Source organism: Geothrix sp. 21YS21S-2, from assembly GCF_030846775.1.
In the GTDB taxonomy this organism is placed as follows: Bacteria; Acidobacteriota; Holophagae; order Holophagales; family Holophagaceae; genus Mesoterricola.
Genome location: NZ_CP132910.1, coordinates 4,722,318 through 4,746,876 on the forward strand (window position 1 = coordinate 4,722,318; position 24,559 = coordinate 4,746,876).

Annotated in this window: 20 protein-coding genes and 1 tRNA gene; 15 read left to right on the top strand and 6 right to left on the bottom strand. The window is 68.6% G+C overall.

Annotated elements, in window-relative coordinates:
- Positions 1–3 precede the first annotated feature (3 nt).
- Both RAH40_RS20790 and RAH40_RS20795 read left to right on the top strand, forming a co-directional pair.
- Positions 4–2,031, top strand: coding sequence for an OPT family oligopeptide transporter (locus RAH40_RS20790; RefSeq protein WP_306599549.1), 2,028 nt, complete (start codon positions 4–6; stop codon positions 2,029–2,031).
- Between the two features lie 513 nt (positions 2,032–2,544).
- Positions 2,545–4,206 (top strand): alpha-glucosidase, encoded by a 1,662-nt coding sequence (locus RAH40_RS20795; RefSeq protein WP_306599550.1) that lies wholly within the window; start codon positions 2,545–2,547, stop codon positions 4,204–4,206.
- Here RAH40_RS20795 and RAH40_RS20800 read toward each other — a convergent pair.
- On the bottom strand, positions 4,200–4,979 hold the full coding sequence (locus RAH40_RS20800) for an inositol monophosphatase family protein (protein ID WP_306599551.1): 780 nt from the start codon (positions 4,977–4,979) through the stop codon (positions 4,200–4,202). The two genes, RAH40_RS20795 and RAH40_RS20800, sit on opposite strands and share 7 nt — an antisense overlap.
- A 114-nt stretch (positions 4,980–5,093) precedes the next feature.
- Here RAH40_RS20800 and RAH40_RS20805 point away from each other — a divergent pair, with 114 nt between their 5' ends.
- Both RAH40_RS20805 and RAH40_RS20810 read left to right on the top strand, forming a co-directional pair.
- Positions 5,094–5,636: a NifU family protein gene (locus RAH40_RS20805; protein WP_306599552.1), complete on the top strand. Its 543-nt coding sequence runs from the start codon at positions 5,094–5,096 to the stop codon at positions 5,634–5,636.
- Positions 5,637–5,686: 50 nt separating this feature from the next.
- Entirely contained in the window at positions 5,687–7,744 is a 2,058-nt protein-coding gene (locus RAH40_RS20810; RefSeq protein ID WP_306599553.1) for a thiamine pyrophosphate-dependent enzyme, read from the top strand.
- A gap of 219 nt (positions 7,745–7,963) precedes the next feature.
- On the opposite strand, the gene RAH40_RS20815 is transcribed toward RAH40_RS20810, so the two are convergent.
- From RAH40_RS20815 to RAH40_RS20825, 3 genes are read right to left on the bottom strand one after another with little or no spacing between them, the layout of a single operon-like run.
- On the bottom strand, positions 7,964–8,509 hold the full coding sequence (locus tag RAH40_RS20815; RefSeq protein WP_306599554.1) for a hypothetical protein: 546 nt from the start codon (positions 8,507–8,509) through the stop codon (positions 7,964–7,966).
- Positions 8,499–9,848 (bottom strand): DUF4403 family protein, encoded by a 1,350-nt coding sequence (locus RAH40_RS20820; protein WP_306599555.1) that lies wholly within the window; start codon positions 9,846–9,848, stop codon positions 8,499–8,501. The genes RAH40_RS20815 and RAH40_RS20820 overlap by 11 nt, the downstream gene beginning before the upstream one ends.
- Before the next feature lie 34 nt (positions 9,849–9,882).
- Positions 9,883–10,272 (bottom strand): BrxA/BrxB family bacilliredoxin, encoded by a 390-nt coding sequence (locus RAH40_RS20825; RefSeq protein ID WP_373432587.1) that lies wholly within the window; start codon positions 10,270–10,272, stop codon positions 9,883–9,885.
- A 131-nt stretch (positions 10,273–10,403) separates the two neighbouring features.
- Here RAH40_RS20825 and sppA point away from each other — a divergent pair, with 131 nt between their 5' ends.
- Both sppA and RAH40_RS20835 read left to right on the top strand, forming a co-directional pair.
- The gene (gene sppA / locus RAH40_RS20830; RefSeq protein WP_306599557.1) at positions 10,404–12,185 is read left to right on the top strand and encodes a signal peptide peptidase SppA; all 1,782 of its coding nucleotides are present in this window, start codon (positions 10,404–10,406) and stop codon (positions 12,183–12,185) included.
- On the top strand, positions 12,185–12,721 hold the full coding sequence (locus tag RAH40_RS20835) for a HutD family protein (protein WP_306599558.1): 537 nt from the start codon (positions 12,185–12,187) through the stop codon (positions 12,719–12,721). The genes sppA and RAH40_RS20835 overlap by 1 nt, the downstream gene beginning before the upstream one ends.
- Positions 12,722–12,779: 58 nt before the next feature.
- Here RAH40_RS20835 and RAH40_RS20840 read toward each other — a convergent pair whose 3' ends face one another.
- A complete protein-coding gene (locus tag RAH40_RS20840; RefSeq protein ID WP_306599559.1) occupies positions 12,780–14,900 on the bottom strand; it encodes a hypothetical protein in 2,121 nt (706 codons plus the stop codon).
- Between the two features lie 18 nt (positions 14,901–14,918).
- Entirely contained in the window at positions 14,919–16,670 is a 1,752-nt protein-coding gene (locus tag RAH40_RS20845) for a hypothetical protein (protein WP_306599560.1), read from the bottom strand.
- A gap of 176 nt (positions 16,671–16,846) precedes the next feature.
- Here RAH40_RS20845 and RAH40_RS20850 point away from each other — a divergent pair, with 176 nt between their 5' ends.
- From RAH40_RS20850 to RAH40_RS20890, 9 genes are all read left to right on the top strand, one after another.
- Positions 16,847–17,620: a TIGR00282 family metallophosphoesterase gene (locus RAH40_RS20850; protein WP_306599561.1), complete on the top strand. Its 774-nt coding sequence runs from the start codon at positions 16,847–16,849 to the stop codon at positions 17,618–17,620.
- A 5-nt stretch (positions 17,621–17,625) separates the two neighbouring features.
- Positions 17,626–18,741, top strand: coding sequence for a CaiB/BaiF CoA-transferase family protein (locus RAH40_RS20855; RefSeq protein ID WP_306599562.1), 1,116 nt, complete (start codon positions 17,626–17,628; stop codon positions 18,739–18,741).
- Entirely contained in the window at positions 18,738–19,133 is a 396-nt protein-coding gene (locus tag RAH40_RS20860) for a DciA family protein (protein ID WP_306599563.1), read from the top strand. The genes RAH40_RS20855 and RAH40_RS20860 overlap by 4 nt, the downstream gene beginning before the upstream one ends.
- Before the next feature lie 41 nt (positions 19,134–19,174).
- Positions 19,175–19,251 (top strand) — tRNA-Pro (locus RAH40_RS20865).
- Positions 19,252–19,786: 535 nt separating this feature from the next.
- Positions 19,787–20,629 carry a helix-turn-helix transcriptional regulator gene (locus tag RAH40_RS20870; protein WP_306599564.1) on the top strand — a complete coding sequence of 281 codons (843 nt, stop codon included), beginning with the start codon at positions 19,787–19,789 and terminating at the stop codon, positions 20,627–20,629.
- Positions 20,630–20,828: 199 nt separating this feature from the next.
- Positions 20,829–22,088 (top strand): porin, encoded by a 1,260-nt coding sequence (locus RAH40_RS20875; protein WP_306599565.1) that lies wholly within the window; start codon positions 20,829–20,831, stop codon positions 22,086–22,088.
- Positions 22,089–22,112: 24 nt separating this feature from the next.
- Complete coding sequence (gene tatA, locus RAH40_RS20880) at positions 22,113–22,298, top strand: twin-arginine translocase TatA/TatE family subunit (RefSeq protein ID WP_306599566.1); 186 nt, start codon at positions 22,113–22,115, stop codon at positions 22,296–22,298.
- A gap of 79 nt (positions 22,299–22,377) precedes the next feature.
- The gene (locus tag RAH40_RS20885) at positions 22,378–24,081 is read left to right on the top strand and encodes an FAD-dependent oxidoreductase (RefSeq protein ID WP_306599567.1); all 1,704 of its coding nucleotides are present in this window, start codon (positions 22,378–22,380) and stop codon (positions 24,079–24,081) included.
- 36 nt (positions 24,082–24,117) lie between these two features.
- On the top strand, positions 24,118–24,495 hold the full coding sequence (locus RAH40_RS20890; RefSeq protein WP_306599568.1) for a cytochrome c3 family protein: 378 nt from the start codon (positions 24,118–24,120) through the stop codon (positions 24,493–24,495).
- Positions 24,496–24,559 lie beyond the last annotated feature (64 nt).

Sequence of the window (24,559 nt, forward strand, 5' to 3'; positions counted from 1 at the left end):
CCGATGTCCGATGCCACCGAATCGACGCCCATCAAGGGGCTGCCGGAGAACTACCGGCGCGTCCTGGAACCCGGGGAGGACTACGTCCCGCTGGTGCCCCAGGACGGCGTACTGGAGGTCACCACCCGGAGCGTGATGTACGGGATGCTCTTCTGCGCGATCTTCTCCATGGCCGCGGCCTACCTGGCGCTGCGGGTGGGGCAGGGCATCGAGGCGGCCATTCCCATCAGCATCCTGGCCATCGGCATCTCCCGGTTCTACCTGCGCCGCAGCACGATCCTGGAGAACGTGATCATCACCAGCATCGGCGCCAACTCCGGCCACGTGGTGGCGGGCGCGGTGTTCACCATTCCCGCCCTCTACATGCTCGCGGGCGTCCCGGGCTCCAACGTGCCCTACCCGCAGCTGTGGCAGGTGGTCATCGTCTCCTTCCTGGGCGGGTGCCTGGGCATCCTGTTCCTCATCCCCCTGCGCCACAACTTCATGGTGGACAACCACGGCGTGTTCCCCTGGCCCGAGGCCACCGCCACCGCCGAGATCCTCGCCAGCGGCGAGAGCGTGGGCAACCAGGCCAAGATCCTGGCCGGGTCCGCCGCGCTGGGCATGCTCTACGACGGCGCCTCCTCGCTGTTCCGGGCCATGTCCGAGACCATCACCCTCCGGCACGCGTACGTGGGCGCCAAGCTGCGCGAGCAGTTCATGGCCTTCAACATGCTCAACAGCGCGGCCACCATGTCCATCGGCTACATCATCGGCCTGCGCTACTCGGCCGTCATCGCCGCCGGCAGCATCCTCTCCACCTTCGTGCTGGTGCCCATGATCCACGCCATCGGCCAGCACGTGCCCGGGGTCCTGCCGCCGGGGACGATGCCCATCGCCCAGATGGCCCCTGAGATGATCTTCAAGAACTACGTCCGCATCATGGGCATCGGCGCCATCGCGGGCGCGGGCATCATGGGCGTCCTGGCCGGCATGCCCGCCATGATCAGGTCCATCGGCAAGAACATCGCCGGCCTGCGCAGCACCGAGAAGGTGGAGGTCTCCAGCCACGTGCCGCGGCCCGCGCGCACCCTGCCCAATTCCTTCGTGGGAGTGGGCCTGCTCATCTTCTGCCTGTGCTCCTTCCTCTTCTTCTCCTTCGGCGTGGGCATGAAGGGGGCCTTCTTCGCCGCCTTCGTCGGCACCGTCGTGGTCATGGTCATCGCGTTCCTCTTCGCGCCCGTGGCCGCCCGCGCCATCGCCACCATCGGCACCAACCCCATCAGCGGCATGACCATGCTCACCCTCATCATCACGGGCCTCGTGATGCTCAAGCTGGGCTTCGGCGGCGGGGTGGGCATGTTCATCACCCTGATGGTGGGCGGCGTCGTGTGCACGGCCCTGTCCGCCAGCGGCGCCTTCGCCACGGACCTGAAGATCGGCCACTGGATCGGCGCCACCCCCGCCCGGCAGATGTGGCTGAAGTTCCTGGGCACCTTCGTGGCCGCCCTGTTCACGGGCCTGGCGATGTGGATCATGAGCAAGCAGGGCTTCGGCACCGCCGCCGTGCCCGCGCCCCAGGCCAGCGCCATGCGCGAGATCCTGGACGGCATCTTCGGCACCACGGCCATGCCCCTGCGCTGGTTCCTGTTCTCCCTCGGCGTGGTGCTCAGCCTCGTCCTGCGCATGGTGGAGCTGCCGGCCCTGGGCTTCGCGCTGGGCATGTACCTTCCCATCGAGGTGAACACCCCGCTCTTCCTGGGCGGCCTGATCAGCTGGGTCGTGAACCGCAAGGGCTCCGGCGACACGGACGCCGTCGTGAAGGCCCGGGAGAACCGGGGCATCCTGGTGGCCAGCGGCCTCATGGCCGGCGGCGGCATCGTGGGCGTGATCGCCAGCGCCTTCAAGATCAAGTGGCCCGACGGCTTCCCCATCCTCAGCGTGGCCTCGGTGGAAGGGGCCCTGGGCGAATGGCTGGCCATCGCGGCCATGACGGCGCTCTGCGTCTTCGTGGTGATCTACAGCCGCGCCGCGAAACCGGCCGAAGAATAGGCCCTGTAGGCAAACCCAAGGAAAGGACTTGCCAGGACTTATCCTGCCCTTTCCCGTCAATCCGATTCATCCCTGCTGGAACATGGATGAATCGGATTTAGGGGATGGATGGGGATCTTCTTGCCTTGACCTGGCCCCTAAATCCTGTGTCCAGGAAGTCCCGGGTTTGCCGACAGCCTATAGTGCCTTTCCTATTTTCCTCAGCGAGCCTCTGCGCGTTCTCCGCGCCTCCGCGTTTAGGCTTTTTCCGGGTGCATGCCGTCCGCTTATTTGATGACGCCGGTGGGTTGGGAAAAGGATTGAACGCGGCGCTGAGGGCTCGTGGAGGTTCAAGGAGAAAAGCCTTCAACGGGGTCCTCCAACAGAACACCCTCCAGAGTCTGTCCAGATTGATATATATTCATTGTTTATGCATATGGTTAGCGAATTCCCGGGTTCGTCGGAAACCGGATCGGGGTTAAGCTGGATGCCTTTCAGCCCGACCCCTTTTCAGACTCCTTTTCCGAGACGCCCATGCTCCGCATCCCCCGCGCCGTCCTCTACGCCTTCCTCTGCCTGTCCCTCGGGGCCCAGGCGCCCGCCGAATGGTGGCGCCATGCGGTCTTCTACGAGATCTACCCCCGCAGCTTCCAGGACACCAAGGGCGACGGCGTGGGCGACCTCCCCGGAATCACGGCCCGCCTGGACTACCTCCAGGACCTGGGCGTGGACGCGGTGTGGCTCACGCCGGTCTTCCCGTCGCCGCAGGTGGACTTCGGCTACGACGTGTCGGACTACCGGGACATCGATCCGCGCTTCGGCACGCTCGGGGACTTCGACCGGCTCGTGGCCGAGGGGCGCCGGCGGGGGATCCGGGTGGTGCTGGACCTGGTGCTCAACCACACCTCGGACCAGCACCCCTGGTTCAAGGACTCCAGGTCCTCGCGCAGCGCCCGGCGGCGGGACTGGTATGTGTGGCGGGACGGCAAGGGGGCGGCGCCGCCCTGCAACTGGGTGTCGCTGTTCGGGGGGCCGGCCTGGACGCTGGACCCGGTCACGGGGCAGTGGTACTACCACTTCTTCTACGGCTCGCAGCCCGACCTGAACTGGCGGAACCCGGCCGTGCGGGACGAGATGCTGGACGTGACCCGGTGGTGGTACCGGCGCGGCGCGGCCGGGTTCCGGCTGGACGCCCTGGACACCGTCTACGAGGATCCCGCCCTCCCGGACAACCCCCTCCTGCCGGGCCGCAACGCCTTCGGCGACCCGAACATGCGCAACGTGCACAACTACAAGCTGGAGGAGGGCCGCGGGCTCATGCGTGCCCTGCGCCGGGAGGCGGACCCCTTCGGCGCGGTGCTCATCGGCGAGACCTACACCGAGTCGACCGAGGAGCTCCGGGGCTACTACGGCGACGGCCGGGACCAGCTCCAGATGCCCACGGGCCACATGCTGGCCATGGCGGAGAAGCTGTCCGCCCCGGACTTCCGCAGGCGCATCGCGGCCACGGAGGCCACGGGGTTCTGGCCCGTGTGGGTGCTGGGGAACCACGACCTGGCGCGGGCCGTGAGCCGCTACGGCGACAAGGTCCACGACGACGCCATCGCCAAGGCCCTGGGGACGCTGCTCCTCACGCTGCGGGGCACCCCCATCCTCTACTACGGCGACGAGCTGGGCATGGTCAACACCGACCCCACGCGCCGGGAGGACGTGATGGACCCCATGGGCCGCGCGGGCTGGCCCGGCGCCAAGAGGCGGGACGGGGAGCGCACCCCCATGCAGTGGGACGCCACCGAGGCCGCGGGCTTCACCACCGGCCGGCCCTGGCTCCCGGTGCCTCCCGGGGCCCGCTCCCACAACGTGGCCACCGAGCGCCGGGACCCCGGCTCCGTGCTGAACTGGCATCGCGCGCTCCTGGCCCTGCGCAGGTCGAGGAAGGCCCTCCTGGACGGCGCCTACCGGCCCCTGGCCCCGGACGACCCCGACATCCTCGCCTACCTCCGGGTGGTCGAGGAGGAGACGATCCTCGTGGCCGTGAACCTCTCGGGCCGGGAGCGCAGGCTGGACCTCGGCCTGGGCGGACCGGCGCAGGTGCTCCTGGCCACGGGCCGCGTCCCGGCCAAGGGCCTGCCCGCGACGCTGGGGCCCTATTGCGCCCTGGTGGCGACCCTGGGGAGGCCTGCGGCGGTTCAGTGACGCAGGGCTTCCAGAAGCTCCTCCTGGACCTGGGGGTTGCCGGTCACCACGTCGCCCGTCTCCACCCAGGCGTCGCCTCCCCGCCAGTCGGTGACGCATCCCCCGGCCTCCTGCAGCAGGAGCACGCCGGCGGCGAAGTCCCACTTGCGCAGGCCCATCTCGTAGTAGCCGTCGTAGATGCCGCAGGCCGTGTGGGCCAGGTCCAGGGCCGCGGAACCGCCGCGGCGGATGGCCTTGGCGCGGTGGAAGATGGCCGGCAGGGTGCGGGCGAAGAGCTCGAAGCGGTCGCCCAGCTGCCAGGCGAAGCCGGTGGCCAGGAAGGCCCCCGTCAGGCCGGGCTGACCGGAGACGGCCATGGGCTGTCCGTTCCAGGTGGCGCCCCCGCCCCGCACGGCCACGAAGAGGTCCTCCCGCAGGGGATCGTAGATGCAGCCCGCCAGGGGCCCCTGGGGATCCCACAGGGCCACGGAGACGCACCAGTGGGGGAACCCCTGGATGAAGTTGAGGGTGCCGTCCAGGGGATCGGCGATCCAGACGCGGCCTTCCACGGGACCGGTGGCCCCGGTTTCCTCGCCCAGGAAGCCATAAGCGGGGAAACGATCGGCCAGAAGTTTCTGGATGGCGGCCTCGCTTGCCCGATCGGCTTCGCTCACCAGGTCGTTCTTCGATTTTTCGGAAATGGTGCGTGGATCCAACTTGCGGAAATAGGTCAGGAGGATTCTTCCACCCGCCTGGGCAGCAGCTATGCAGGCTTCACGTTCGGCTTCGAGCATTGGGATTCTCCATCTTTCAGATTGCCCGCACTTCTCCTGGGGCTTTCCCACAGTTTGGACTGGATAATCCCGACATTTCTAGTAAACTATTCAAGTCAGTGGCGAGGTTACCGTATGCCCAAGGTCGTCAACATCGAACCCACTCCCAATCCCGATGCGCTCAAGTTCATCGTGCAGCGGCCCATTCTCCGGTCGGGGACGCGCTCCTTCCGGGATTTCGGGGCCGCGGTGGGGGATCCCCTCGCCTCCAGCCTCTTCGCCCTGGGCCGCATCACCTCGGTCTTCTACATGGACCGCTTCGTCACCGTGAACAAGGCCCCGGACGACGAATGGAGCGGCCTCATCGACCCCATCTGCGAGGCCATCGAGGACCTGGAGATGGAGGCCGTGGACGGCAACGCGCCGGCCCCGGGCAGTTCGCTGGCCGACGACGAGAAGCTGGCGCGCATCAACAAGATCCTGGACGAGCGCATCCGGCCCGGCCTCGCCGGCGACGGCGGCGGGGTGGAAGTGCTCTCGTTCGAGGAGAACACCCTGCAGATCAGCTACCACGGAGCCTGCGGCTCCTGCCCCAGCTCCGGCGGGGGGACCCTGCGCTTCATCGAGGGCCTCCTGCAGGACGAAGTGGACCCCCAGATCCGGGTCATTAGTTATTGAACGGCCGTCAGCGGCCGATGGACCGAGTGTAGTCTGAACGAGGACCGGCGATGATCGAGACGAAGGCGAACAATGCGGGCCCCGGGGCCCAGGTGGCAGAGGGCCCGGACGCCCAGACCCTGAAGGGGTGGTACCGCACCATGCACATGGGGCGGGTCCTGGACGACAAGGCGCCCAACTACCTGAAGCAGGCCATCGGCTGGTCCTACCACGCCCCCTGCGCGGGCCACGACGGCATCCAGCTTGCCCTGGGCCTCACGTTCCGGGCCGGGCAGGACTACCTGTTCCCCTACTACCGCGACCTGCTCACCTGCCTCGCCGGGGGCCTGACGCCCCTGGAGATCATCCTCAACGGCATCTCCAAGGCCGGGGACCCCGCCAGCGGCGGGCGCCACATGTCCAACCACTTCGGCAAGCCCGAGATCCACATCCAGAACGTCTCCAGCTGCACCGGCAACCACACCCAGCACGCCGTGGGCCTGGCCAGGGCCGTCAAGACCTACGGCCGGGACGCCGTGGTGTTCAGCAGCCAGGGCGAGTCCAGCGTCTCCGAGGGCTACGTGTACGAGGCCATCAACGGTGCCAGCCTCGAGAAGCTGCCGGTGGTCTTCGTGTTCCAGGACAACGGCTACGGCATCTCCGTGCCCAAGTCCGACCAGACCGCCAACGAGTTCGTGTGCGACAACTTCAGCGGCTTCCCCAACCTGCTGATCCTCAAGTGCGACGGCAAGGACCCCATCGACTCCATGCGCGCCATGGACGAAGCCGTGGCCTACGCCAAGTCCGGCGCGGGCGCGGCCATCATCCAGGCCGACTGCGTGCGCATCGGCAGCCACTCCAACAGCGACAAGCACGAGCTCTACCGGTCCCCGGAGGAGCTGGCCGCCGCCAGGGCCCAGGACCCGCTCCCGCGCTTCCGGCGCTACTGCCTCGAGCACGGCGTGGCCGAGGAGGACCTGGCCGGGATCGAGAAGGCCAACATGGAGATCTACAACGCGGCTTCCGACACCGCCATCACCTCCAAGGATCCCGATCCCGCGGCCATCTTCGAGCACCTGGTGCCCGAGCCCTGGGTGACGCCGCTGTTCCCGGACGGGACCCACGACGAGGACGGCGCCAAGGAGACCATGCTCCACGCCATCAACCAGACCCTGAAGGAGGAGTTCCGGGCCAACCCCGACACCTACATCTGGGGCCAGGACGTGGCCAACAAGGAGAAGGGCGGCATCTTCAACATCACCAAGGGGATGCAGCAGGAGTTCGGACGCAAGCGCGTCTTCAACGGGCCCATCGCCGAGGACTTCATCACCGGCACCGCCAACGGCTTCTCCCGGCTGGACGACAAGATCCGCGTGGTCGTGGAGGGCGCCGAGTTCGCCGACTACTTCTGGCCCGCCACCGAGCAGCTCATCGAGATCTCCCACGAGTCCTGGCGCAGCATGGGCAAGCAGGTGCCCAACATCACCATCCGCCTGGCCTCGGGCGGCTACATCGGCGGCGGCCTCTACCACAGCCAGAACATCGAGGGCTTCCTCACCACCATCCCGGGCATCCGCGTGGTGGTGCCGGCCTTCGCCGACGACGCCGCGGGCCTGCTGCGCACCTGCATCCGGAGCCGGGGCGTGAGCCTGTTCCTGGAGCCCAAGTTCCTCTACAACGCCGCCCAGAGCAAGGCCCACATCCCCGCCGACTTCGCCGTGCCCTTCGGCAAGGCGCGGGTGCGCAGGGAAGGCACGGACCTCACGGTGCTCGCCTACGGCACCCCCGTGCACTTCGCCCTGGAGGCCGCGCACAAGCTGGAGGCCGAGGGCCGCAGCGTGGAGGTGATCGACCTTCGCAGCCTCAGCCCCCTGGACACCGAGACCATCTTCGCCAGCGTCAGGAAGACCCACCGCGCCATCGTGGTGCACGAGGACAAGGTCTTCGGCGGATTCGGCGGCGAGGTGGCCGCGCAGGTCTCCGAGACGTGCTTCCCGTGGCTGGACGCGCCCGTGGGCCGCGTGGGATCCGCCTTCACCCCCGTGGGCTTCAACCGCATCCTGGAGCGGGCCATCCTGCCCAACACCGAGAAGGTGCTGGCCGGGATGCGCAAGGTGCTGGACTTCTAGGTTTTCAGGACAGGATCCTCGGCCCGGCCGTCGTTCACGAACTTCACGAAGCGGCTGATAACCTCCCAGTCGCCGTTGATTAGGACCCCCCCGCCGCCGCGGACCGGACCAGCCCCTTGGCGAAGGCGCCGCGGGAGAATGGGAAGGTTTCGGGGAATGGGCGTCTCCTGCCGGTCCGCTGGAACGCCCCAGGCTAGTCACATAATTTATAAATCAAACTCATCGACGCGGCTCCTTCTCGTCCCCGTCCACGGCCAGGGGGTTGGGGAGGGGATCCACCTGGATGCCGGTGACCTTGCCCCGGAAGCGCACGGGCAGCGTGAAGACGCCGTAGACATCCACCTGGTGGGTGAAATCGTACGAGACGGTGCACACGGGCCCCTCCTCGGTGAGGCCGGTTTCCAGCTTGAAGCTGTCGGCATCCAGGGCCGCCTCCGTGAGGCCCAGGTCGAAGGCGCGGCGGCGCAGCGATGCCCGCGCGCCCTCCTCGCCCTTGATGCGGGACTGCCGGGCCGCGATCCCCGCGGCATGGCGCAGGGCATAGTGCCCGTAGACCACCGGCAGGGCACGGGCTCCGGCCAGCAGTGCCGTCGCGAGGATCAGGAGGGCCACCGTGCTGCGGAACCGGTGGGCGGCGAGCCCCTGGCCCACTTCGTCCAGGAACCCCCGGATCCGGTTCCAGAGCCGGGAGCCCGCAGGGACCGCCAGCGCCCGGATCCGCGCCAGGACCCGCAGGGCGAGTTCCCTGGCCTCCTCAGCGCGCATCGGGAGTGACCCCGATCTGCACCATGCCTTCCATGCGGGCCACCACCTTGAAGCGGTCCTCCAGCACCTCCACCCTGCCCACCCGGAATGCGTCCACCACGCCGGTGAGGGCCACCTGGGGCGTGAGGGGGCGGTTGAGGCCCTGCTGCGTGCGCTCCTTCAGGTCCTTGAGGCTCTTGTCCAGGAAGAAGCTGCACTTCTCGGCGAGGGTCTTGCGCAGGGTGCCGCGGTAGATCCATTCCCCGAAGCTGGTGATCCAGCTCTTCGTCTCGAGCGTGTAATCCAGGTCCTCCAGGTGGAGGGTGCCCAGGATCTCGTTGAAGACGGGGCGGCCCTTGAGGGTCAGCCGTCCCGTGATCTTCCCCTTGATGTCCAGGTCCAGGTAGGCCCAGCCGTCCTTGCCGCGCACGGCGGCGCGGGTGACCTCGAACCGGCCCTTGTCGGTCTCCAGGGGCTGGGCGCCGAGCTGCTGGGTGAGCTGGCGCGAGGCGTGCTCGAAGCTCAGGTCCGCGTCGATCTGGAGGCTGAAGCCCGGCGCGATGGGCTGGGGCGAGAGGTCCAGGGGGGGCAGGGGCCGGGGGACGCGCTGGGGGCGCTCCCCCAGGCACACCGTCGGCCGGATCTGGATCTCGGGCGTGAGGGTGAGCACCTTGCCCAGGCTGGACCAGGGGCTGAGGCGCACGCGCTCGGGGTTGAGCATGAGGAACACCCCCGGGGCGAGCTCCACGGGCTGCTGGGCCTGGAGCCACGCCGCCTCGGCCCGGGGCCGGAGCCGGGTGGCCTCCTGGAGCTGCCCCTGGAGGGCCTGGGTGGCCTTGGCGAGGTTCTCCTTCATGCCCGCCAGCACCTTGTCGGTGATGTCGTAGCCCAGGTACGTTATCTGGCAGCCGTCGATGCGCAGGGGTTCCTCGGGCGTGAGCTTGAGGTCGAGGCCCCAGTCCGGTGTGAGGGCCACCTCGGCCTGGATGCCCAGCCGGGCCTTGCGGAAGGTCTCCGGCGGCAGCCCGCAGGAACCCATGCCCCTGACGTAGGTGCCCATGCGCAGACCCACCTCGAACCAGTAGTTCACCGTCGTGTGCATGAAGACCCGGTTGCCCTTCAGGACGAAGTACAGCGGCTCCCGGTAGAGGTTGAACCGGTAGGCGGGGCTCCCCTGGGCGACCCCGGGCAGGTTGGTCCAGGTCTCCACCCCCTGCGGCGTCACGGGGGTCGTCCGCTCCGCGGCGGCGAACATGGGGGCCAGGTCCACCCGGATGGGGGCCGCCAGGGTGGACGGGGGCGGAAGCTCCTGCCCGTGGAGGCAGAAGGGGATCAGGGCCAGGAGTCGCCACATGCGCATGGAACCATGGTAAGCACGGGCGAACGGTCAGCGGTCACGAAATGGACGCGCAGAGCTCCTCGGCGATCATGTCCGGCGTGCGGTCCAGGAAGGACATGCGGCCCATGAGGTGGACCAGCCGCCCGTCCCGGAGGATCGCGGCCTGGGGGGAGCTGGGCGGGGCGCCCTCGAAATACTCGCGGGCCCGCTGGGTGGCCTCGGTCTCCATGCCGGCGAACACGGTGACCAGATGGTCGAACCGGAGCCCCTTCTCGCGCAGGGCCTTGACGACGCCCGGGCGGGCCCCGGCCGCGGCGCAGCCGCATACGGAATTCACGATGAGCAGGGTGGTGCCGGGGCGCTGGAGGGCCTCGTCCACCTCGGCGGGGGTCATGAGGTGCTGGAAGCCGGCCTGACTCAGTTCCTCCCTCATGGGAGCGACCATGTACTCGGGGTAGTTTGCCACGGGGTCTCCTCGTTCTCCGATAGTTTACCTGTTTTGTCACCATTGCCAAAGAGGTATCAAACGGGCGTGTGGGGGCATTACCATGGTGGAAACGGACCGGGGGTAGATTCATGAAAGACTTTTTCAAGTCGCTGTTGGCGTCGCTGGTGGCCTTGTCCCTCTTCGTGGGGGGCGGGCTGGTGCTCCTGGTGATCATCGCCGCGTCCATGGGGCCCACCAAGCCCGTTGTCCCCGCCAAGGCCGTGCTCATCCTGGACCTGAACACCAACTTCACGGATTCCTACCCCGAACCGGGACCTGCGGAGCTCCTGCAGAAGGCCGCGGGTGGCGGCCAGGCGGAGGGCATCCCCCTCCATGTGCTCGTCCAGGCCCTCGACCGTGCGTCCCATGACGCCGGCCTCAGCGCCCTCTACATCACCGGCATCGTGCGTCCCGAGGGCGTCGGTTCCGGCCCCGCCGCCCTCAAGGAACTGAGGGAGGCCATCCTGCGATTCAGGAAGGTCTCCGGCAAGCCCGTGATCGCCTACAACCAGTATTGGACCAAGCGGGAACTGTACCTCTGCGCCGGCGTGGGCAAGGTCTACATGAACCCGCTGGGGGTGCTGGACGCCACGGGCTATGCCTCGGAGATCACCTTCTACGGCAAGGCCTTCAAGAAGTACGGCGTGGACGTGCAGGTCACCCGGGTGGGCAAGTACAAGAGCGCCGTCGAGCCCTACGTCCTGGAGAAGCTCAGCGATCCCGCCCGGGAGGAGCTGCAGGTCCTCATGGGCGACCTGTGGACCGAGTGGAAGTCGGCCGTGGCCGCGGACCGCAAGCTCACCCCCGACCAGCTCCAGGCCATCGCCGACGAGCAGGGCACCCTCACCTCCCCCGAGGCCCTCAAGGCGGGCCTGGTGGACAAGCTCCTGGCCAACGACCAGGTGCTGGACGAGCTCAAGGAGGTCGCGGGCAAGAAGGCCAGCGACCGTGATTTCCCACAGATCGACATGGCCACCTACGCCAAGACCCTCCCCGAGGCCACCGGCTCGAACCGCATCGCCCTGGTGTTCGCGGAAGGCTCCATCGTGGACGGCTTCGGCACCACCGGCAGCATCGGCGGGGAATCGCTGAGCAACGAGCTCCGGCGCCTGCGCCTGGACAAGCGCGTCAAGGCCATCGTCCTGCGCGTGAACAGCCCGGGCGGCAGCGCCCCGGCCTCCGAGCTCATCCAGCGCGAGCTGGTGCTGGCCCGCAAGGACAAGCCCGTCATCGTGTCCATGGGCCACCTGGCGGCTTCGGGCGGCTACTGGATCTCCACCTATGCGGACCGCATCTTCGCCGAGCCCACCACCATCACCGGCTCCATCGGCGTCTTCGGCCTGCTGCCCAACGTGAAGTCCCTGGCCAACGAGCACGGCATCACCTGGGACGGCGTCCAGACCGCGAAGCTGGCCAACTCCCTCACCATCTCGCGTCCCAAGAGCGACGCCGAGCTGGCGCGGGCCCAGGTCATGGTGGACTGGATCTACGACCTGTTCGTCACCAAGGTCGCCGAGAGCCGCAAGCTCACCCGCGACCAGGTGCAGGAGATCGCCCAGGGCCGCGTGTGGTCCGGGTCCTCCGCGATCCGGATCGGCCTCGTGGACGAGATCGGGAGCCTGCAGGACGCCGTGTCCTACGCCGCGAAGAAGGCGAAGATCGAGTCCGACTACCGGCTGGAGGGTCCCTCCGAGCCCAGGACCGCCGTGGAGAAGCTCCTCAAGGCCCTGAGCGGCGGCAAGCGCCAGTTCACGCGCAGCTCGGCCGACACGCTCCAGGGGCAGGTCCAGCACGTCATCAGCGGCCTGGAGGCCTTCAGCGACCCCCGCGGCATCTACGCCCGCATGCCGTACGACCTCACCATCCGGTGATGCGCAGGCTGGGCCCCGCCGACTACCGCGTGATGCCCTGGAAGGACGGAGGGGGCTCCACCACGGAGCTCCTCATCCATCCCCCGGGCGCCACGCTGGCGGAGGGCTTCCTGTGGCGCATCAGCATGGCCGACGTGCCCGCGTCCGGGCCCTTCTCCGCCTTCCCCGGGGTGGACCGGAGCCTGATGCTGCTGTCGGGCAGCCTGGAGCTGGACCACGGCGGGCACGGCCTCCAGAAGCTGGAGGGACCCCTGCGGCCGGTGACCTTCTCCGGGGACTGGGCCACCACGGGCCGCCTCCTGGACGGGCCCTGCCGCGACTTCAACGTCATGTCCGCGAGGGGCCGGGCCCGGCACCGGCTCGGCGTCGTCACGGCGCCCGCGGCGCTGCCCGTGGCGCCGGTGCTGGTGGTGGTGTGCCTGGAGGGCGCGGTCGAGATCGCGGGGCAGGCGCTGGGGCCCTGGGACCTGCTGGAGCTGCAGGGCGGGGCGGAGGTCCTGGGCCGGGGCGTGCTGGCGGTGGTGGAACTGGCCTGATTCGTATTCCCTTTCAAGGAAGCGCTTCTCCTGTAAGGGGCTTGACCCTGTCCAGCCGCTACTTCTTCCGGACTTCCCCGATCGCCACGCTGGCCGTCTGCTCGTTGTTGGACAGATCGGCCACCTTCACCATCACGCGGCTGCCCTTGATGCGGGCGCGGGGCACCAGCACGTCGAAGGTGGCCTCCTTGGTGTCGAAGACCCGGGTCTCGGGGGCCACCTGGACCCAGCCGTCGCCGTCGGCGGAGATGGCGGCGTCCTTGAGCACGGAGGTCTGGTCCTTCGCGCTGAAGCGCACCCGCACGCCCTCGCCCTCGGGCGTGGCGGTGAGGTCGCTGATCACGGGCGGCGTGTGGTCGATGAGGAAGGGCGCGGTGCGCAGGACGGACGCCAGGGCCGAATTGAGGGGCTGGCTGGGGGCGTCCGAGGCGGTGATCTCCAGGCGGTACCTGCCGTCCGGGACCCCGAGGGTGTCGAACGTGAAGAACCGCTCCTTCCAGGCCCGCTCCAGCTCGATGGGGGCGCCGGTCTCGGGCAGGAGGCGGAGGCCGAACTCCAGCTGGTCGCCGTTGGGGTCGGAGACGTGGAAGACGAAGGCCTGGGCGCCCCGGCGGAAGCTGCGCTTCTCGCTTCCGGCGTAGCCCAGGGCGGGGATGAGCTTCTGGGTCTCCAGGGGCACCCGCTCGATGCCGATGTCGTCGGGGGGCGCGGTGCGCGTGATGACCAGGCCCGGGGGCATGATCTCCGCGGACTCCCACATGGGCGCCAGGTTCCGGTTGGCCCAATGCATGCGCACGCCCTCCACGGTGGGCGTGGCGCCGCCCCGGGAGCTGGCGAGCTTGAGGCGGAACTGGGCGAAGCGGGCCGGCGCCAGGTGGGGGCGCTCGCCGCTGAGTAGCGGCGGGGTCCAGGGGGACCAGGTGCCGTCGGGGGTCTCGGTGGACCCGGTGCGGAACTGGAAGTCCACGGTGGTGCCCTGGGGCGTCTCGGCCTCCACGTAGGCCCGGCCCCAGTCGGCCAGGGGCGAGGCCTTGAGCACCTTGCTCTCGATGGTGCCCTCCGTGGCCTGGCTCTCGTTGAGGATGTGCAGTTCGGCGGGGTTGGAGGCCACCACCATCAGGTCGGACCCGGCGCGCAGGAAGGCCGTGGCCTGGGCGGCGCCCAGGTCCTGGAGGACGCTGAAGGGGGACTCGCCCCGGGCCCGCCCGGAAAGCGGCAGCGCGAAGAGCCGGGAGCGGTTGCCGGTGCCCACCAGGAGCTGGCCGTTCCAGGCGGTCAGGGCGAAGATCTGGTTCTGGGCGCTCTGCCAGAGGGTCTGGGGCACCCGGTCCTTGTCCAGGCGGATGACGGCCGACCTGGTCGTGGTGCCGGTCTCGGCCAGGTAGCCCTCCCGGCGCTCGAGGCTGCCGGCGGCGAACTTGCTGGAGATCCCGTTGGTGGCCCCGGCAAACACCTCGCCTTCGTTCACCACCAGGGCGCGCACTTCCTCGAAGCCCGTGGCCATGAGGGTCTCCATGCGGTCCCCGGTGCGGACCCCGGTGTAGTGGAGCACCAGGCCCCGGCCGTGGGAGCCCAGGTAGTAGCCGCCCTTGCCGTCCGGCGCCAGGGCGGTGAAGGCCGTCTCCTCGGGGAGCTCGGCCAATTTGCGGCTGTGGCCCTCGCGCGCCAGCACCAGGGCCGCGCCCTTCTCGCCGCCCCCGGCCAGCACCAGCTCGGTGCCGTCCACGGCCATGGCCCACACGAGGCGCGCCTCGATGTCCGCGAAGGGCTTCACCTCGCCGCCCGGCGTCACCCGGAAGAGCTTGGCCTCGCCGCTGGGCGCGACGATGAGGTCCTGGCCCAGGCGGGCCATGGCGAAGACGATGCCGCCCTTCACCTGGGCCAGGGGCTTCACCTGGCCGGCGGTGTAGTGGAAGAGCTTGCCCTCGTTGCCCGCGCTGAGGTAGGCGCCCGCGGCCCCGTCGGACACCGCCGCCCACACGATGCCCTCGGGGAGCGTGCCCACGCGGCGGAGGCCGGGGGCGAGCCGGAGCTTGCCGTCCGCGCCGATTCGCACGCCCTTGGCGTCGGAGGTGAGCCAGTCGTTGAACGAGGCGAACGTGGCCGAGGGTTGCTGGGCCGAGGCGATGCCCGCCGAGGCGAGGAGGATCGAGCCCAGTACGGTGGTGAGGTTCTTCATCATGGTCTCCACGTGCGCCTATTCGACTTCAAGTTCCATGCTGATGAGGCCCCGCACCTCGGACTCGAGGGGCAGGACGCCGCGGCTGATGATCTGGCGCTGGAGGCGGTTGGCGTTCAGGTCGCCGTCGGCCCCCAGCATGGCGGTGATGGTCGGGGGCACGCCCTCGATGCGCGCGCCCCGCAACCCGGCGCCGGGCTGGGTCTGCACCAGGAGCGCATAGGCGTGGTTGTTCCGCATGCCGCCGTTGAGCATGCGCACCAGGTCGCCCAGGCCCGCGATGTCGATGGCCCTCTCGTCGGGGTCCGCGTTGATGAGGCTGAACCCGTCGCCCACCAGCAGGGTGGCCTTGCCGGGCCGGGCCGAGGGCGGCACGAAGAGGTTCATGGTGGTGGTCTCCTTGGTGCCCTGGATGTTCTGCAGCACCACGTACACCGGCAGGGTCTGGCCCCGCTTCACCCGGGCCTTCAGGGTGCGCACGCCGCTGATGGCCGTGAGGTCGAGACGCTCCTCGGCCTTGACGGTGAGGCTGATGCCCTCGACCACCGGGCGCTCCCAGGGGTTCATGGTGAGGATCTGGAGGATGCCGCCCAGATACATGGCCATGCGGTTGGCGTTGAGGTCGGCCACCATGTTCTCGATCTCGATGGCCGGGTGGCCGGCGAGCTTGATGTTGCCCTGCAGGGAGAGGCTCTGGAAGCCGGCGCCCCGCACGTAGGTGGAGATGGTCTGGCCCAGCACCATGGCGGCCAGGTTGGGCGTGACCACCGGGTGGTCCATGAGCTCGAACTTGAAGTTGAGGGTGCGCTTGCCGCCCAGGTTCAGGCCCACGCGCATGGGGACCATCCGGGGCTCGGCGCCCAGGACCGCGGCGATGCCCATGCTGCGGTCCAGGCGCAGGGCGCCCACGGGGGCCACGGACTGGGAGAGCTTGAACGAGCTGTTGTAGTTGGGCACGCACACGGCCACCGAGGCCGACCACAGGGGCAGGTCCACCGCGCCCAGGTTGAAGAGCTGGTGGCCGAAGCAGAGGACCTTCCGGCCCGAGACGTAGGTGATGGTGCCGGAGGCGGACATCTCCAGGTCCCCCTGCACCAGGTTCACCGCCACCATGCCGCCGGGCTCCAGGGGGCTGGCCTCGCCGGTGCCGGTCCCGGCCGCCATGGCGCCCATGGGCCGGAGCGGCAGCCCCGCCCAGAGCGACTGCAGCTCGGGGGCGGTGGAGGCCCCGAACACGGGGATCGGCAGCAGCTGGCCGCCCTCGGGGGCCTCGGTGGTGCCCAGGATCTCGCCGATGGGCACCATGTGCCCCAGGAGGGCCGACTTGAGGACCTTGGGCGGCTCCATCCGGGGCAGGATCAGGGGGGTGCGGGTGGAGGGGGCCTCCGACAGATCCTTGAGGCCGTCCAGCATCTCCCCGATGGGGGTGATGCCGCCGATGGGCTCCTTCTCGAAGGCGAAGCCGATGGAGAGGGCCCCGATGAGCCTGCCGCCGATGTAGCAGGGGGAGCCGCTCATGCCCGCGAGGATCCCGGTGTTGGCCAGGGGGCCCCCGCTGGCGCGCACCAGGATGAGGCTCCGGCCCGGCGCGAAGTTCTTCTGGAGGCCCAGGACCTCGAACTCGAAGGTCTCGATCTTCCCGCCCTGCCAGACGGTGCGGCCCACGCCCTTCATGCCGGTGCGGATCTCGTTCATCCCCATGGTGGCCGGAGGTTCAGCGGCGAGGGCCGCCAGGGGCCAGGTGAAGGCCAGGAAGGATGAAATGATCAAGGATCTCAAGGGGAAGGGCATGCGGCACTCTTAAAAGTCTAAGCCTAGCAGGATCGGCCCGGGCGGACCGGCAGGGGGATGTTCCCTCTCTGGTGCCGCCATGGACAGTCCGGTGCCTGAAAAAGTTGAAAATTTTTGGAAAAGTCCTAGGGAGGGCCGCCTGTTAAGGTTTTCGGATGAGGATTCTCGTCCTGGGAGATGTGGTGGGTGAGGCCGGCCGGCGGCTGGTGGAGGCGCATCTGCCCGCGCTCCAGCGCGAGCTCGCCCTGGATTTCATCGTGGTCAACGGGGAGAACGCCGCCCACGGGCACGGGATCACCGAGCGCATCGCCCGCCAGTGGTTCGAGGAGCTGGGGGTGAACGTCATCACCACCGGGAACCACGCCTTCGACGTCAAGGACATCGTCCCCTATTTCCAGGTGGAATCGCGGCTCCTGAGGCCCGCCAACTACCCCCCCGGGACCCCGGGCAACGGGTACGTCAAGCTGCACACCCCCGGAGGCCAGGAGATCCTGGTCGTCAACCTCATGGGCCGGGTCCACATGCCCGTGTGCGACGATCCCTTCCGCTGCGCGGACGCCATCCTGGCCCGGGAGCGGGCCGACATCGTCATCGTGGACATGCACGCCGAGGCCACCAGCGAGGCCCAGGCCATGGGCTGGTACCTGGACGGCCGGGTCGCGGCGGTGCTGGGCACCCACACCCACGTGCCCACCCTGGACGCCAAGGTCCTGCCCGGGGGCACCGCCTACGTCACCGACGTGGGCATGACGGGCCCCTACGCGGGCGTCATCGGGATGACGAAGGAGTCCAGCCTCAGCCGTTTCCTCAAGGCCAAGGGGGACAAGTGGGAGGTGGCGGAGGGGGATCCCCAGCTCCACGGTGTGCTGGTCGTCACGGAAGGGCGGAAAGCGCAGTCGATCCAGCGTATCCTCAAGACTCTCCCCTGAGCCCCGTGTCACACCTCCTCTCCCACTACAAGATCCTGGATTTCTCCCGCATCCTGGCGGGACCGTTCGCCACGCAGCTGCTGGCGGACTTCGGCGCCGAGGTCCTGAAGATCGAGCCCCCCTCGGGGGACCCCACCCGGGGCTGGGGCCCGCCCTTCGAGGCGGGCACGGGCGAGAGCGCCTACTTCCGCTGCGCCAACCGCGGCAAGCGGAGCCTGGCCATGGACCTGGAGGACGAGGGCTGCAAGGCCATCCTGGCCGAGCTGATGACCACCGCCGACGTGCTGGTGGAGAACTTCCTCCCGGATTCCGCGGAGGCCCTGGGCCTCACCTGGGAGCAGATCCACGACCGGTATCCCAAGCTCATCGTGGCCTCGGTGCGCGGCTTCGCCTCGGACGTGCCCGCGGCGAGGCGCCCCGGCTACGACTTCGTCCTGCAGGCCGAGAGCGGCCTCATGTCCATCACCGGCGAGGCCCCCGGCGCCCCCATGAAGACCGGCGTGGCCGTGGTGGACGTCATCGCGGGCCTCTACCTCGCCAACGGGATCCAGGCCGCCATGCTCCACCGGGAGCGCACCGGCGAGGCGATCCACGTGGAGGTGCCCCTGATGGAAGCCGCCCTGGCCTCCCTGGTGAACGTGGCCGCCGAGACCCTCATGACCGGGGAGGCCCCCCGGCGCATGGGCAACGGGCACCCCCACATCGTCCCCTACCAGACCTTCGCGTGCAGCGACGGAAACATCGCCCTGGGCTGCGGCAGCGACCGCCAGTTCGAACTTCTGGCCATGTGGGCCGGCATCGACCTGGAGCGGGAGCCCGGGTGGCGCTCCAACCGGGGCCGCGTCACGGACCGCGGGCGGCTCCTGCCGATCCTGGAGGCGCATTTCCGCAGGTCCACGGTGGAGGCCGCCACGACCTTCTGCGACCACCACGCCATCCCGGCCAGCCGGGTGCGCACCGTGGACGACGTCCTCTTCCGCGAGGCCGGGAACCTGCACCACCTCGTCACGACCCTCTACGACGAGGCCGGGGGCCGCATGATCCCCATGCTGGCCTCCCCCGTGCTCTTCAACGACCTGCGGGCCCGGTCCCGGATCCCTCCGCCCCGGCTTCCGGAATGAGGCGCCCCGGATCCCGGGACCTCGTCCCCCTGCGGGCCGCCTCCGGCCTCCCCGCGGATCCCCAGGCCCGCGTCGAGGCCCGCCTGCGCCACGGCTGGCTCCTGGTGGTGGGCCCCGCCCTGGTCAAGCACACACGGCTCCTGCGCGTGAGCCGGGGCACCCTGGTGGTGGGCTGCTGGCAGCCGCAGATCATCCCCAGCCTCCGGAAGTCCGTCGAGGCCGTCTGGCCCCAGGTCCAGGAGCGCCTGCGGCGCATGTGGAAACTCGACATGCGCGCCATGGAGATCGTCCCCTGCGACCCGCCCGAGGCCGATAAACCAGCGCCGGCGCGCCGGGAGCCCGACGCCTTCAAGGCCGTCCTTGAGCTTTTGAGGGCCCGGCACAAAGGGTGATGGACCCGGAGGGCGGGTTCAGGTTAAGATCGATGCTTCGTCGGGGCGTGGCTCAGCCTGGTAGAGCGCTCGGTTCGGGACCGAGAGGTCGGAAGTTCGAATCTTCTCGCCCCGACCACTTAGATCAAAAGGGGAGCAACCATCCGGTTGCTCCCCTTTTCGTCGGGGGAAAGATTCGGACTTCCGATCGGCAATGGCGCGCAGGTAGGGAAAGGCGGTCACGCCCTGCGTGACCGCCGGTCCGGCGAAGCCGGATTCCCGTGCGCAGCCAGTGCCGCGGGGTGAGCGGCAGCGAACCGAAGTTCGAATCTTCTCGCCCCGACCACTTAGATCAAAAGGGGAGCAACCATCCGGTTGCTCCCCTTTTCGTCGGGGGAAAGATTCGGACTTCCGATCGGCAATGGCGCGCAGGTAGGGAAAGGCGGTCACGCCCTGCGTGACCGCCGGTCCGGCGAAGCCGGATTCCCGTGCGCAGCCAGTGCCGCGGGTGAGCGGCAGCGAACCGAAGTTCGAATCTTCTCGCCCCGACCACTTAGATCAAAAGGGGAGCAACCATCCGGTGGCTCCCCTTTTCGTCGGGGGGAAAAATTCGGACTTCCGACATCCCAATATTTATCGGCCAATTGACGAAACCATCCTCTAAACTCTTGGCCATGGAAACCGTTTTCAAGGTCTGGCTCCTCGACGAGCGTAGCCACGTGAACTGGAAGAAGGGGCTGCCGGAGCCCCACTGCCATCCCCACCACCAGGTCATCCTCATCCTCAGGGGATCCGGCACCCACCTGGTGGACGGGGTGGAAACCCGGATCCTCGGACCCTGGGTGATGCTGGTCGCCAAGGGGAAGAAGCACTTCTACATGCCCGACGCCCAGGACGAAGGCTGGATGATCGACTTCGGCGAGGAGTTCCTGGACCAGGACGCCTCCTGGGTGTTCTCCGACTTCCTCGCCTCGCCCAACCTGCCCCTGCCGGGGGACGCCCTCAGCCGCCAGATCGGGACCCTGGCGCGGCTCATGTGGAACATCTCGAAGTCCGGGACCGCCGAATCGCGGCCTGTGCTGCGCCATCTGATGTCGGCATTCCTGCACCTCCTCCAGCCGCGCATCCACGCGCAGGCCACGCAGACCCAGGCCCACCTCACCGGCGAGTTCAAGCTCTTCCACGCGTTCCTGCAGGAACTGGACGGGCACTACCGGACCGGGAAGGAGGTGGGGTTCTACGCCCAGCGCCTGCGCTGCACCCCCAGGCGGCTCAATGCGGCCTGCAGGCTGGTGCTGGGCAAGACGCCGCAGCTCATCGTCATCGAGCGCTGCATGCTGGAGGCCAAGCGCCTTCTGGTCCACTCGGACCTGAGCATCCAGCAGATCGCCGCGGAACTGGGCTGGGAGGACCAGTCCAACTTCACGAAGACCTTCCGCAAGGCCACCGGCGAAACCCCCACCAGCTTCCGGAAGGCGCGCAGCCTGGCCCGGGACGGCAACCCCGGCAAGGACTGACAGGGGTCTTCCCTTTCGCGCGACCGCCCCATGCGGGACGGTCCAGTCCGGAATCTACCAATATTGGGCGTCTGGGTACCAAGAAAAAAAGATCGAATGGATTTACGCTTGCCTAGTCCCGAGAAATTAAGGACCCGTAGGTAGTCAACTCAACCACTCTCACAACTGCTGCCAATAGGCAACTAACCGGAGGCCTGTCTTGAAATCCAAGTCCCTTCTCTTCGCCTTGGCCGGCGCCTGCGCGCTGCCTTTCCAGGCTTCCGCGCAGGCCAGCGAGGTCCAGATCTATGGCACCTTCCTGCCCCTGCTGGACCAGATCAAGACCAGCGGGGCCACCGCGCCCGGCCTTTCCCCCGCCACCGGCGGCGCCACCCAGGTCGCGGCCACGGCCTACACCGGCGACCTGGGCAACGTGCCCGGGCGCAACCGCCTCACCTCGGGCACCTCCAACCTGGGCTTCAGGGGCAGCTACCGCATCAGCGGTGACCTGAAGGTCATCTGGCAGATCGAAAGCGCCGTCAGCCCCGACGGGGATGCCCCCAACAGCCTGACCAGCCGCAACAGCTGCCTGGGCCTGGAGGGCAACTGGGGCCGCGTGTTCTTCGGCAACTGGGACACTCCCTACAAGGCCCCCCTCCTGTTCGTGGGCCCCCTGCGCGGCCTGAACCCCTTCGACAACGCCCTGACGGCGAACCCCGGCTTCAACGTGCCCGGGACCACCACCCAGGGCGGCCGGGTGAACACCGCGGCCGACGCGGCCTTCAACCGCCGCCAGGGCAACAGCGTCCAGTACTGGACCCCTGACATGAACGGGTTCTCCGGGCGGATCGCCTATTCCGTGAACGAGGGCAAGTCGGCGGCCACCGCCACGGCCCCTTCGGTGAGCCCGGACCTGTGGTCGGCCTCGCTGAGCTACAGGAAGGGCGCCTTCAACGTCACCTACGGCTTCGAGGAGCACAAGAACTACTTCGGCCTGGCCCAGATGGGCGGCAGCGCGGGCGCGACGGCCACCAACGCCGGTTCCAAGGACGTGGGCCACGAGCTGGTGGCGGCCTACGCCTTCAGCACGGGCACCAAGGTCTCCGCCATCGTCGAGCGCCTCACCTACGACACGGACGAGACCGTGACCGGCAAGGTGGACCACTACCAGCGCGATGCCTGGTACCTCCTGGTCCAGCAGCGCTGGGGCATGAACCAGGTGTTCGGATCCTACGGCAAGGCCGGGGCGGGCAGCGTCACCGTCCGGGGCGGCGGCCCCGCCACCACCAACGGCCTGGGCGGCACCCAGTGGAGCGTGGGCTACGTCCGCAGCCTCGCCAAGACGGTCGACCTCTATGCCTCCGCCTACGGCATGAACAACGAGCGCTCCGCCAGCTACGCCCTGTTCCCCCCCGTGGGGAAGGTGGCTCCCGGCGCCTCCACCACCGGCTTCGGCGTCGGCATCCTCTACACCTTCTAGTTCGAACCCCCGGAGGAGCGTCCCATGGGCAATCTTGGAATCACGGAAATCCTTCTGATCGGGGGAGGCCTGCTGCTCCTCTTCGGGCCCTCGCGCCTCCCTGAGCTGGGGAAGTCCCTGGGCAAGAGCATCCAGGAATTCAAGAAGGCCGGCCGGGAACTCTCGGCGCCCGCCGGCGGCCTGGACGCGTCCAGGGAGAAGGCCAGGTAGGCAACGCATCGATGGGGCGGCCTTCCGGGGCCGTCCCTTCGCTCCATCCATGAATCCATCCACTCAGGAGGTATGAGACATGAGTCAGGACCACCTCAAGGAAGACAAGGAACCCGATCCCTATACGCAGCAGGTGCTCGAGAGCGGCCTGTCACGGCGCAGTTTCCTGGCCCGCGCTGCGGGCGGTGCGGCCGCGGCCGGCCTTTTCGGGCTGTCGGGCGCCCCGGCCCTGGCGGCCGGGGCCCGGGCGGCCAAGACCCCGAACCCGGGCCCGGACGCGGCCTTCGGCAAGAGCGCCGACGGCGGCGCCACCCTGTCCTTCCTCCCCAAGCCGAGGCCCATCCACGACCGGGAGATCAAGCGGACCCTGACCTTCGACGTGGTTGTGGTCGGCGCTGGCGCCTCCGGGGTTCCCGCGGCGCTCTCCGCCGCCGAGAACGGGGCCAAGGTCGCCGTGATCCAGAAGGCCCCCTTCGCCCTGTCCCAGGGCAATACCGGGGCCGGCGTCGACCTGGCCACGAGCGAGAAGGCCGGCGTTGAGGCCCTGGTGGCGCGGCTCATCGCCGACAGCAACCACCGCTGCAATCCCAAGCTCGTTCGGCAGTGGGCCTACCACTCCGGCGAAGCGGTCAAGTGGGTCGTCGACCGCGCCCGCCAGGGCGGGTCCCCGGTGGTGGACCAGGGAAGCGGCGCCCAGCGCGCAATCCTGAAGGTCAACGGCTACGGCATGGGGTACGTGACGTCCTTCTTCGGACCCAAGCCCTACACCACGGGCGACGGCATGCGCGCCCTCGCGAAGACCGCCGAGAAGGCGGGCGTCCGGTTCTTCTACAACATGCCGGCCGTCCAGCTGGTCCAGAACAAGGCGGGCGAAATCCTGGGCGTGATCGCCAAGGACCCCGACGGGCAGTACGTCAAGTTCCTCGCCACCAAGGGCGTGATCCTGGCCACGGGCGACTACCAGAACAACAAGGCCATGTCCGACTACTTCATCCCGGACGTGAAGCACCTGGGGCGCAAGCAGCTGGACAGGAACGGCGATGGTTTCGTCCTGGCCTACTGGGCGGGCGGGGTCTTCGAGCCCATCGGCCACACCAAGATGCTCCACGACTTCGACGCCGGCCCGGCCTCCATGTGCGACATGCCCTTCCTGGCCGTGGACCGCAAGGGCCGCCGGTTCGTGAACGAGACCGTGGAGATGTCGCTCATGAACAACTACCTGAAGGACCCGGGGAACGCCGGCCACTACTCCCAGATCTTCGACGCGGACTACATGACCCAGGCCGCGAAATGGCCCGGCAAGCTGGTCCCCCCCGAAGGCCTGAAGCACTACATGCCCGATGATCCCGGCGCCAAGAAGGGCGTGTTCGCCTCCCAGGTGAACACCCACGTGGCCGACACGATCGAGGACCTGGCGCGCAAGATCGAGGCGGACCCCGCGACGCTGGCGGCCACCGTCAAGCGCTACAACGAGCTGGTCGCCTCGGGCAAGGACAGCGATTTCGGCAAGCCCTCCGACCGCCTCGTCCCCGTTCTCAAGGCCCCCTTCTACGGCATCCACCGCCGTGTCCGCCTCTCGGCCATCTGCTCCGGCATGCTGGTGGACGAGAACCACCAGGCCCTGGACGCCGACGGCAGGCCCATCAAGGGCCTGTTCCTGGTGGGCAACCTCGGGGGCGGGTTCTACGGGGGCGTGGATTATCCGCTCACCGTCTTCGGACTGTCGCTGGGCCGTTGCTACACCTTCGGGTACCTCACCGGAAGGCACGTCGCGAAGCTCTAGGCCCCCCCGCCAACCACCCATCCGATCGGAGAAGATATGAACCGCATCACTGCTAGACAATGGGCTGCGGCGCCCCTCGCGGCGCTCCTGGTGCTGATGGGCGCGGCCAGTGCCGCCGCCGCGGCGCCCCAGGGAAAGGCGGACCGCATGTCCAAACATGCCGACAAGGGGATCACCTGCGCCCAGTGCCACGGCAAGACCGGCAAGAAGGCCGTGGTTCCCAAGAAGCAGTGCCTCACCTGCCATGGGGAGACCAAGGACCTTGCGGCCCGCACGGCCGACGTCAAGCCGAACAACCCCCACGAGAACCGGCACCTGGGCACCGAGGCCGACTGCAACCGCTGTCACCACGAGCACGCGGCCTCGGAAAACCTCTGCCTTCCCTGCCACGCGTTCAACTTCCAGGTGCCCTGACCCGCACCCTTCGCCGCGGCCGCCCGCAAACCTCCGGGCGGCCGCGGTCCCACCTTCCATTCCT

Coding starts and splice junctions, on each gene's coding strand:
- tatA (WP_306599566.1), top strand. CDS start 22,113: ATGGGCAATCTTGGAATCACGGAAATCCTTCTGATCGGGGGAGGCCTG.
- RAH40_RS20820 (WP_306599555.1), bottom strand. CDS start 9,848: ATGCGCATGTGGCGACTCCTGGCCCTGATCCCCTTCTGCCTCCACGGG.
- RAH40_RS20860 (WP_306599563.1), top strand. CDS start 18,738: ATGAGGCGCCCCGGATCCCGGGACCTCGTCCCCCTGCGGGCCGCCTCC.
- RAH40_RS20835 (WP_306599558.1), top strand. CDS start 12,185: ATGCGCAGGCTGGGCCCCGCCGACTACCGCGTGATGCCCTGGAAGGAC.
- RAH40_RS20805 (WP_306599552.1), top strand. CDS start 5,094: ATGCCCAAGGTCGTCAACATCGAACCCACTCCCAATCCCGATGCGCTC.
- RAH40_RS20825 (WP_373432587.1), bottom strand. CDS start 10,272: ATGGTCGCTCCCATGAGGGAGGAACTGAGTCAGGCCGGCTTCCAGCAC.
- RAH40_RS20850 (WP_306599561.1), top strand. CDS start 16,847: ATGAGGATTCTCGTCCTGGGAGATGTGGTGGGTGAGGCCGGCCGGCGG.
- RAH40_RS20870 (WP_306599564.1), top strand. CDS start 19,787: ATGGAAACCGTTTTCAAGGTCTGGCTCCTCGACGAGCGTAGCCACGTG.
- RAH40_RS20790 (WP_306599549.1), top strand. CDS start 4: ATGTCCGATGCCACCGAATCGACGCCCATCAAGGGGCTGCCGGAGAAC.
- RAH40_RS20890 (WP_306599568.1), top strand. CDS start 24,118: ATGAACCGCATCACTGCTAGACAATGGGCTGCGGCGCCCCTCGCGGCG.
- RAH40_RS20815 (WP_306599554.1), bottom strand. CDS start 8,509: ATGCGCGCTGAGGAGGCCAGGGAACTCGCCCTGCGGGTCCTGGCGCGG.
- RAH40_RS20810 (WP_306599553.1), top strand. CDS start 5,687: ATGATCGAGACGAAGGCGAACAATGCGGGCCCCGGGGCCCAGGTGGCA.
- RAH40_RS20800 (WP_306599551.1), bottom strand. CDS start 4,979: ATGCTCGAAGCCGAACGTGAAGCCTGCATAGCTGCTGCCCAGGCGGGT.
- sppA (WP_306599557.1), top strand. CDS start 10,404: ATGAAAGACTTTTTCAAGTCGCTGTTGGCGTCGCTGGTGGCCTTGTCC.
- RAH40_RS20885 (WP_306599567.1), top strand. CDS start 22,378: ATGAGTCAGGACCACCTCAAGGAAGACAAGGAACCCGATCCCTATACG.
- RAH40_RS20840 (WP_306599559.1), bottom strand. CDS start 14,900: ATGAAGAACCTCACCACCGTACTGGGCTCGATCCTCCTCGCCTCGGCG.
- RAH40_RS20795 (WP_306599550.1), top strand. CDS start 2,545: ATGCTCCGCATCCCCCGCGCCGTCCTCTACGCCTTCCTCTGCCTGTCC.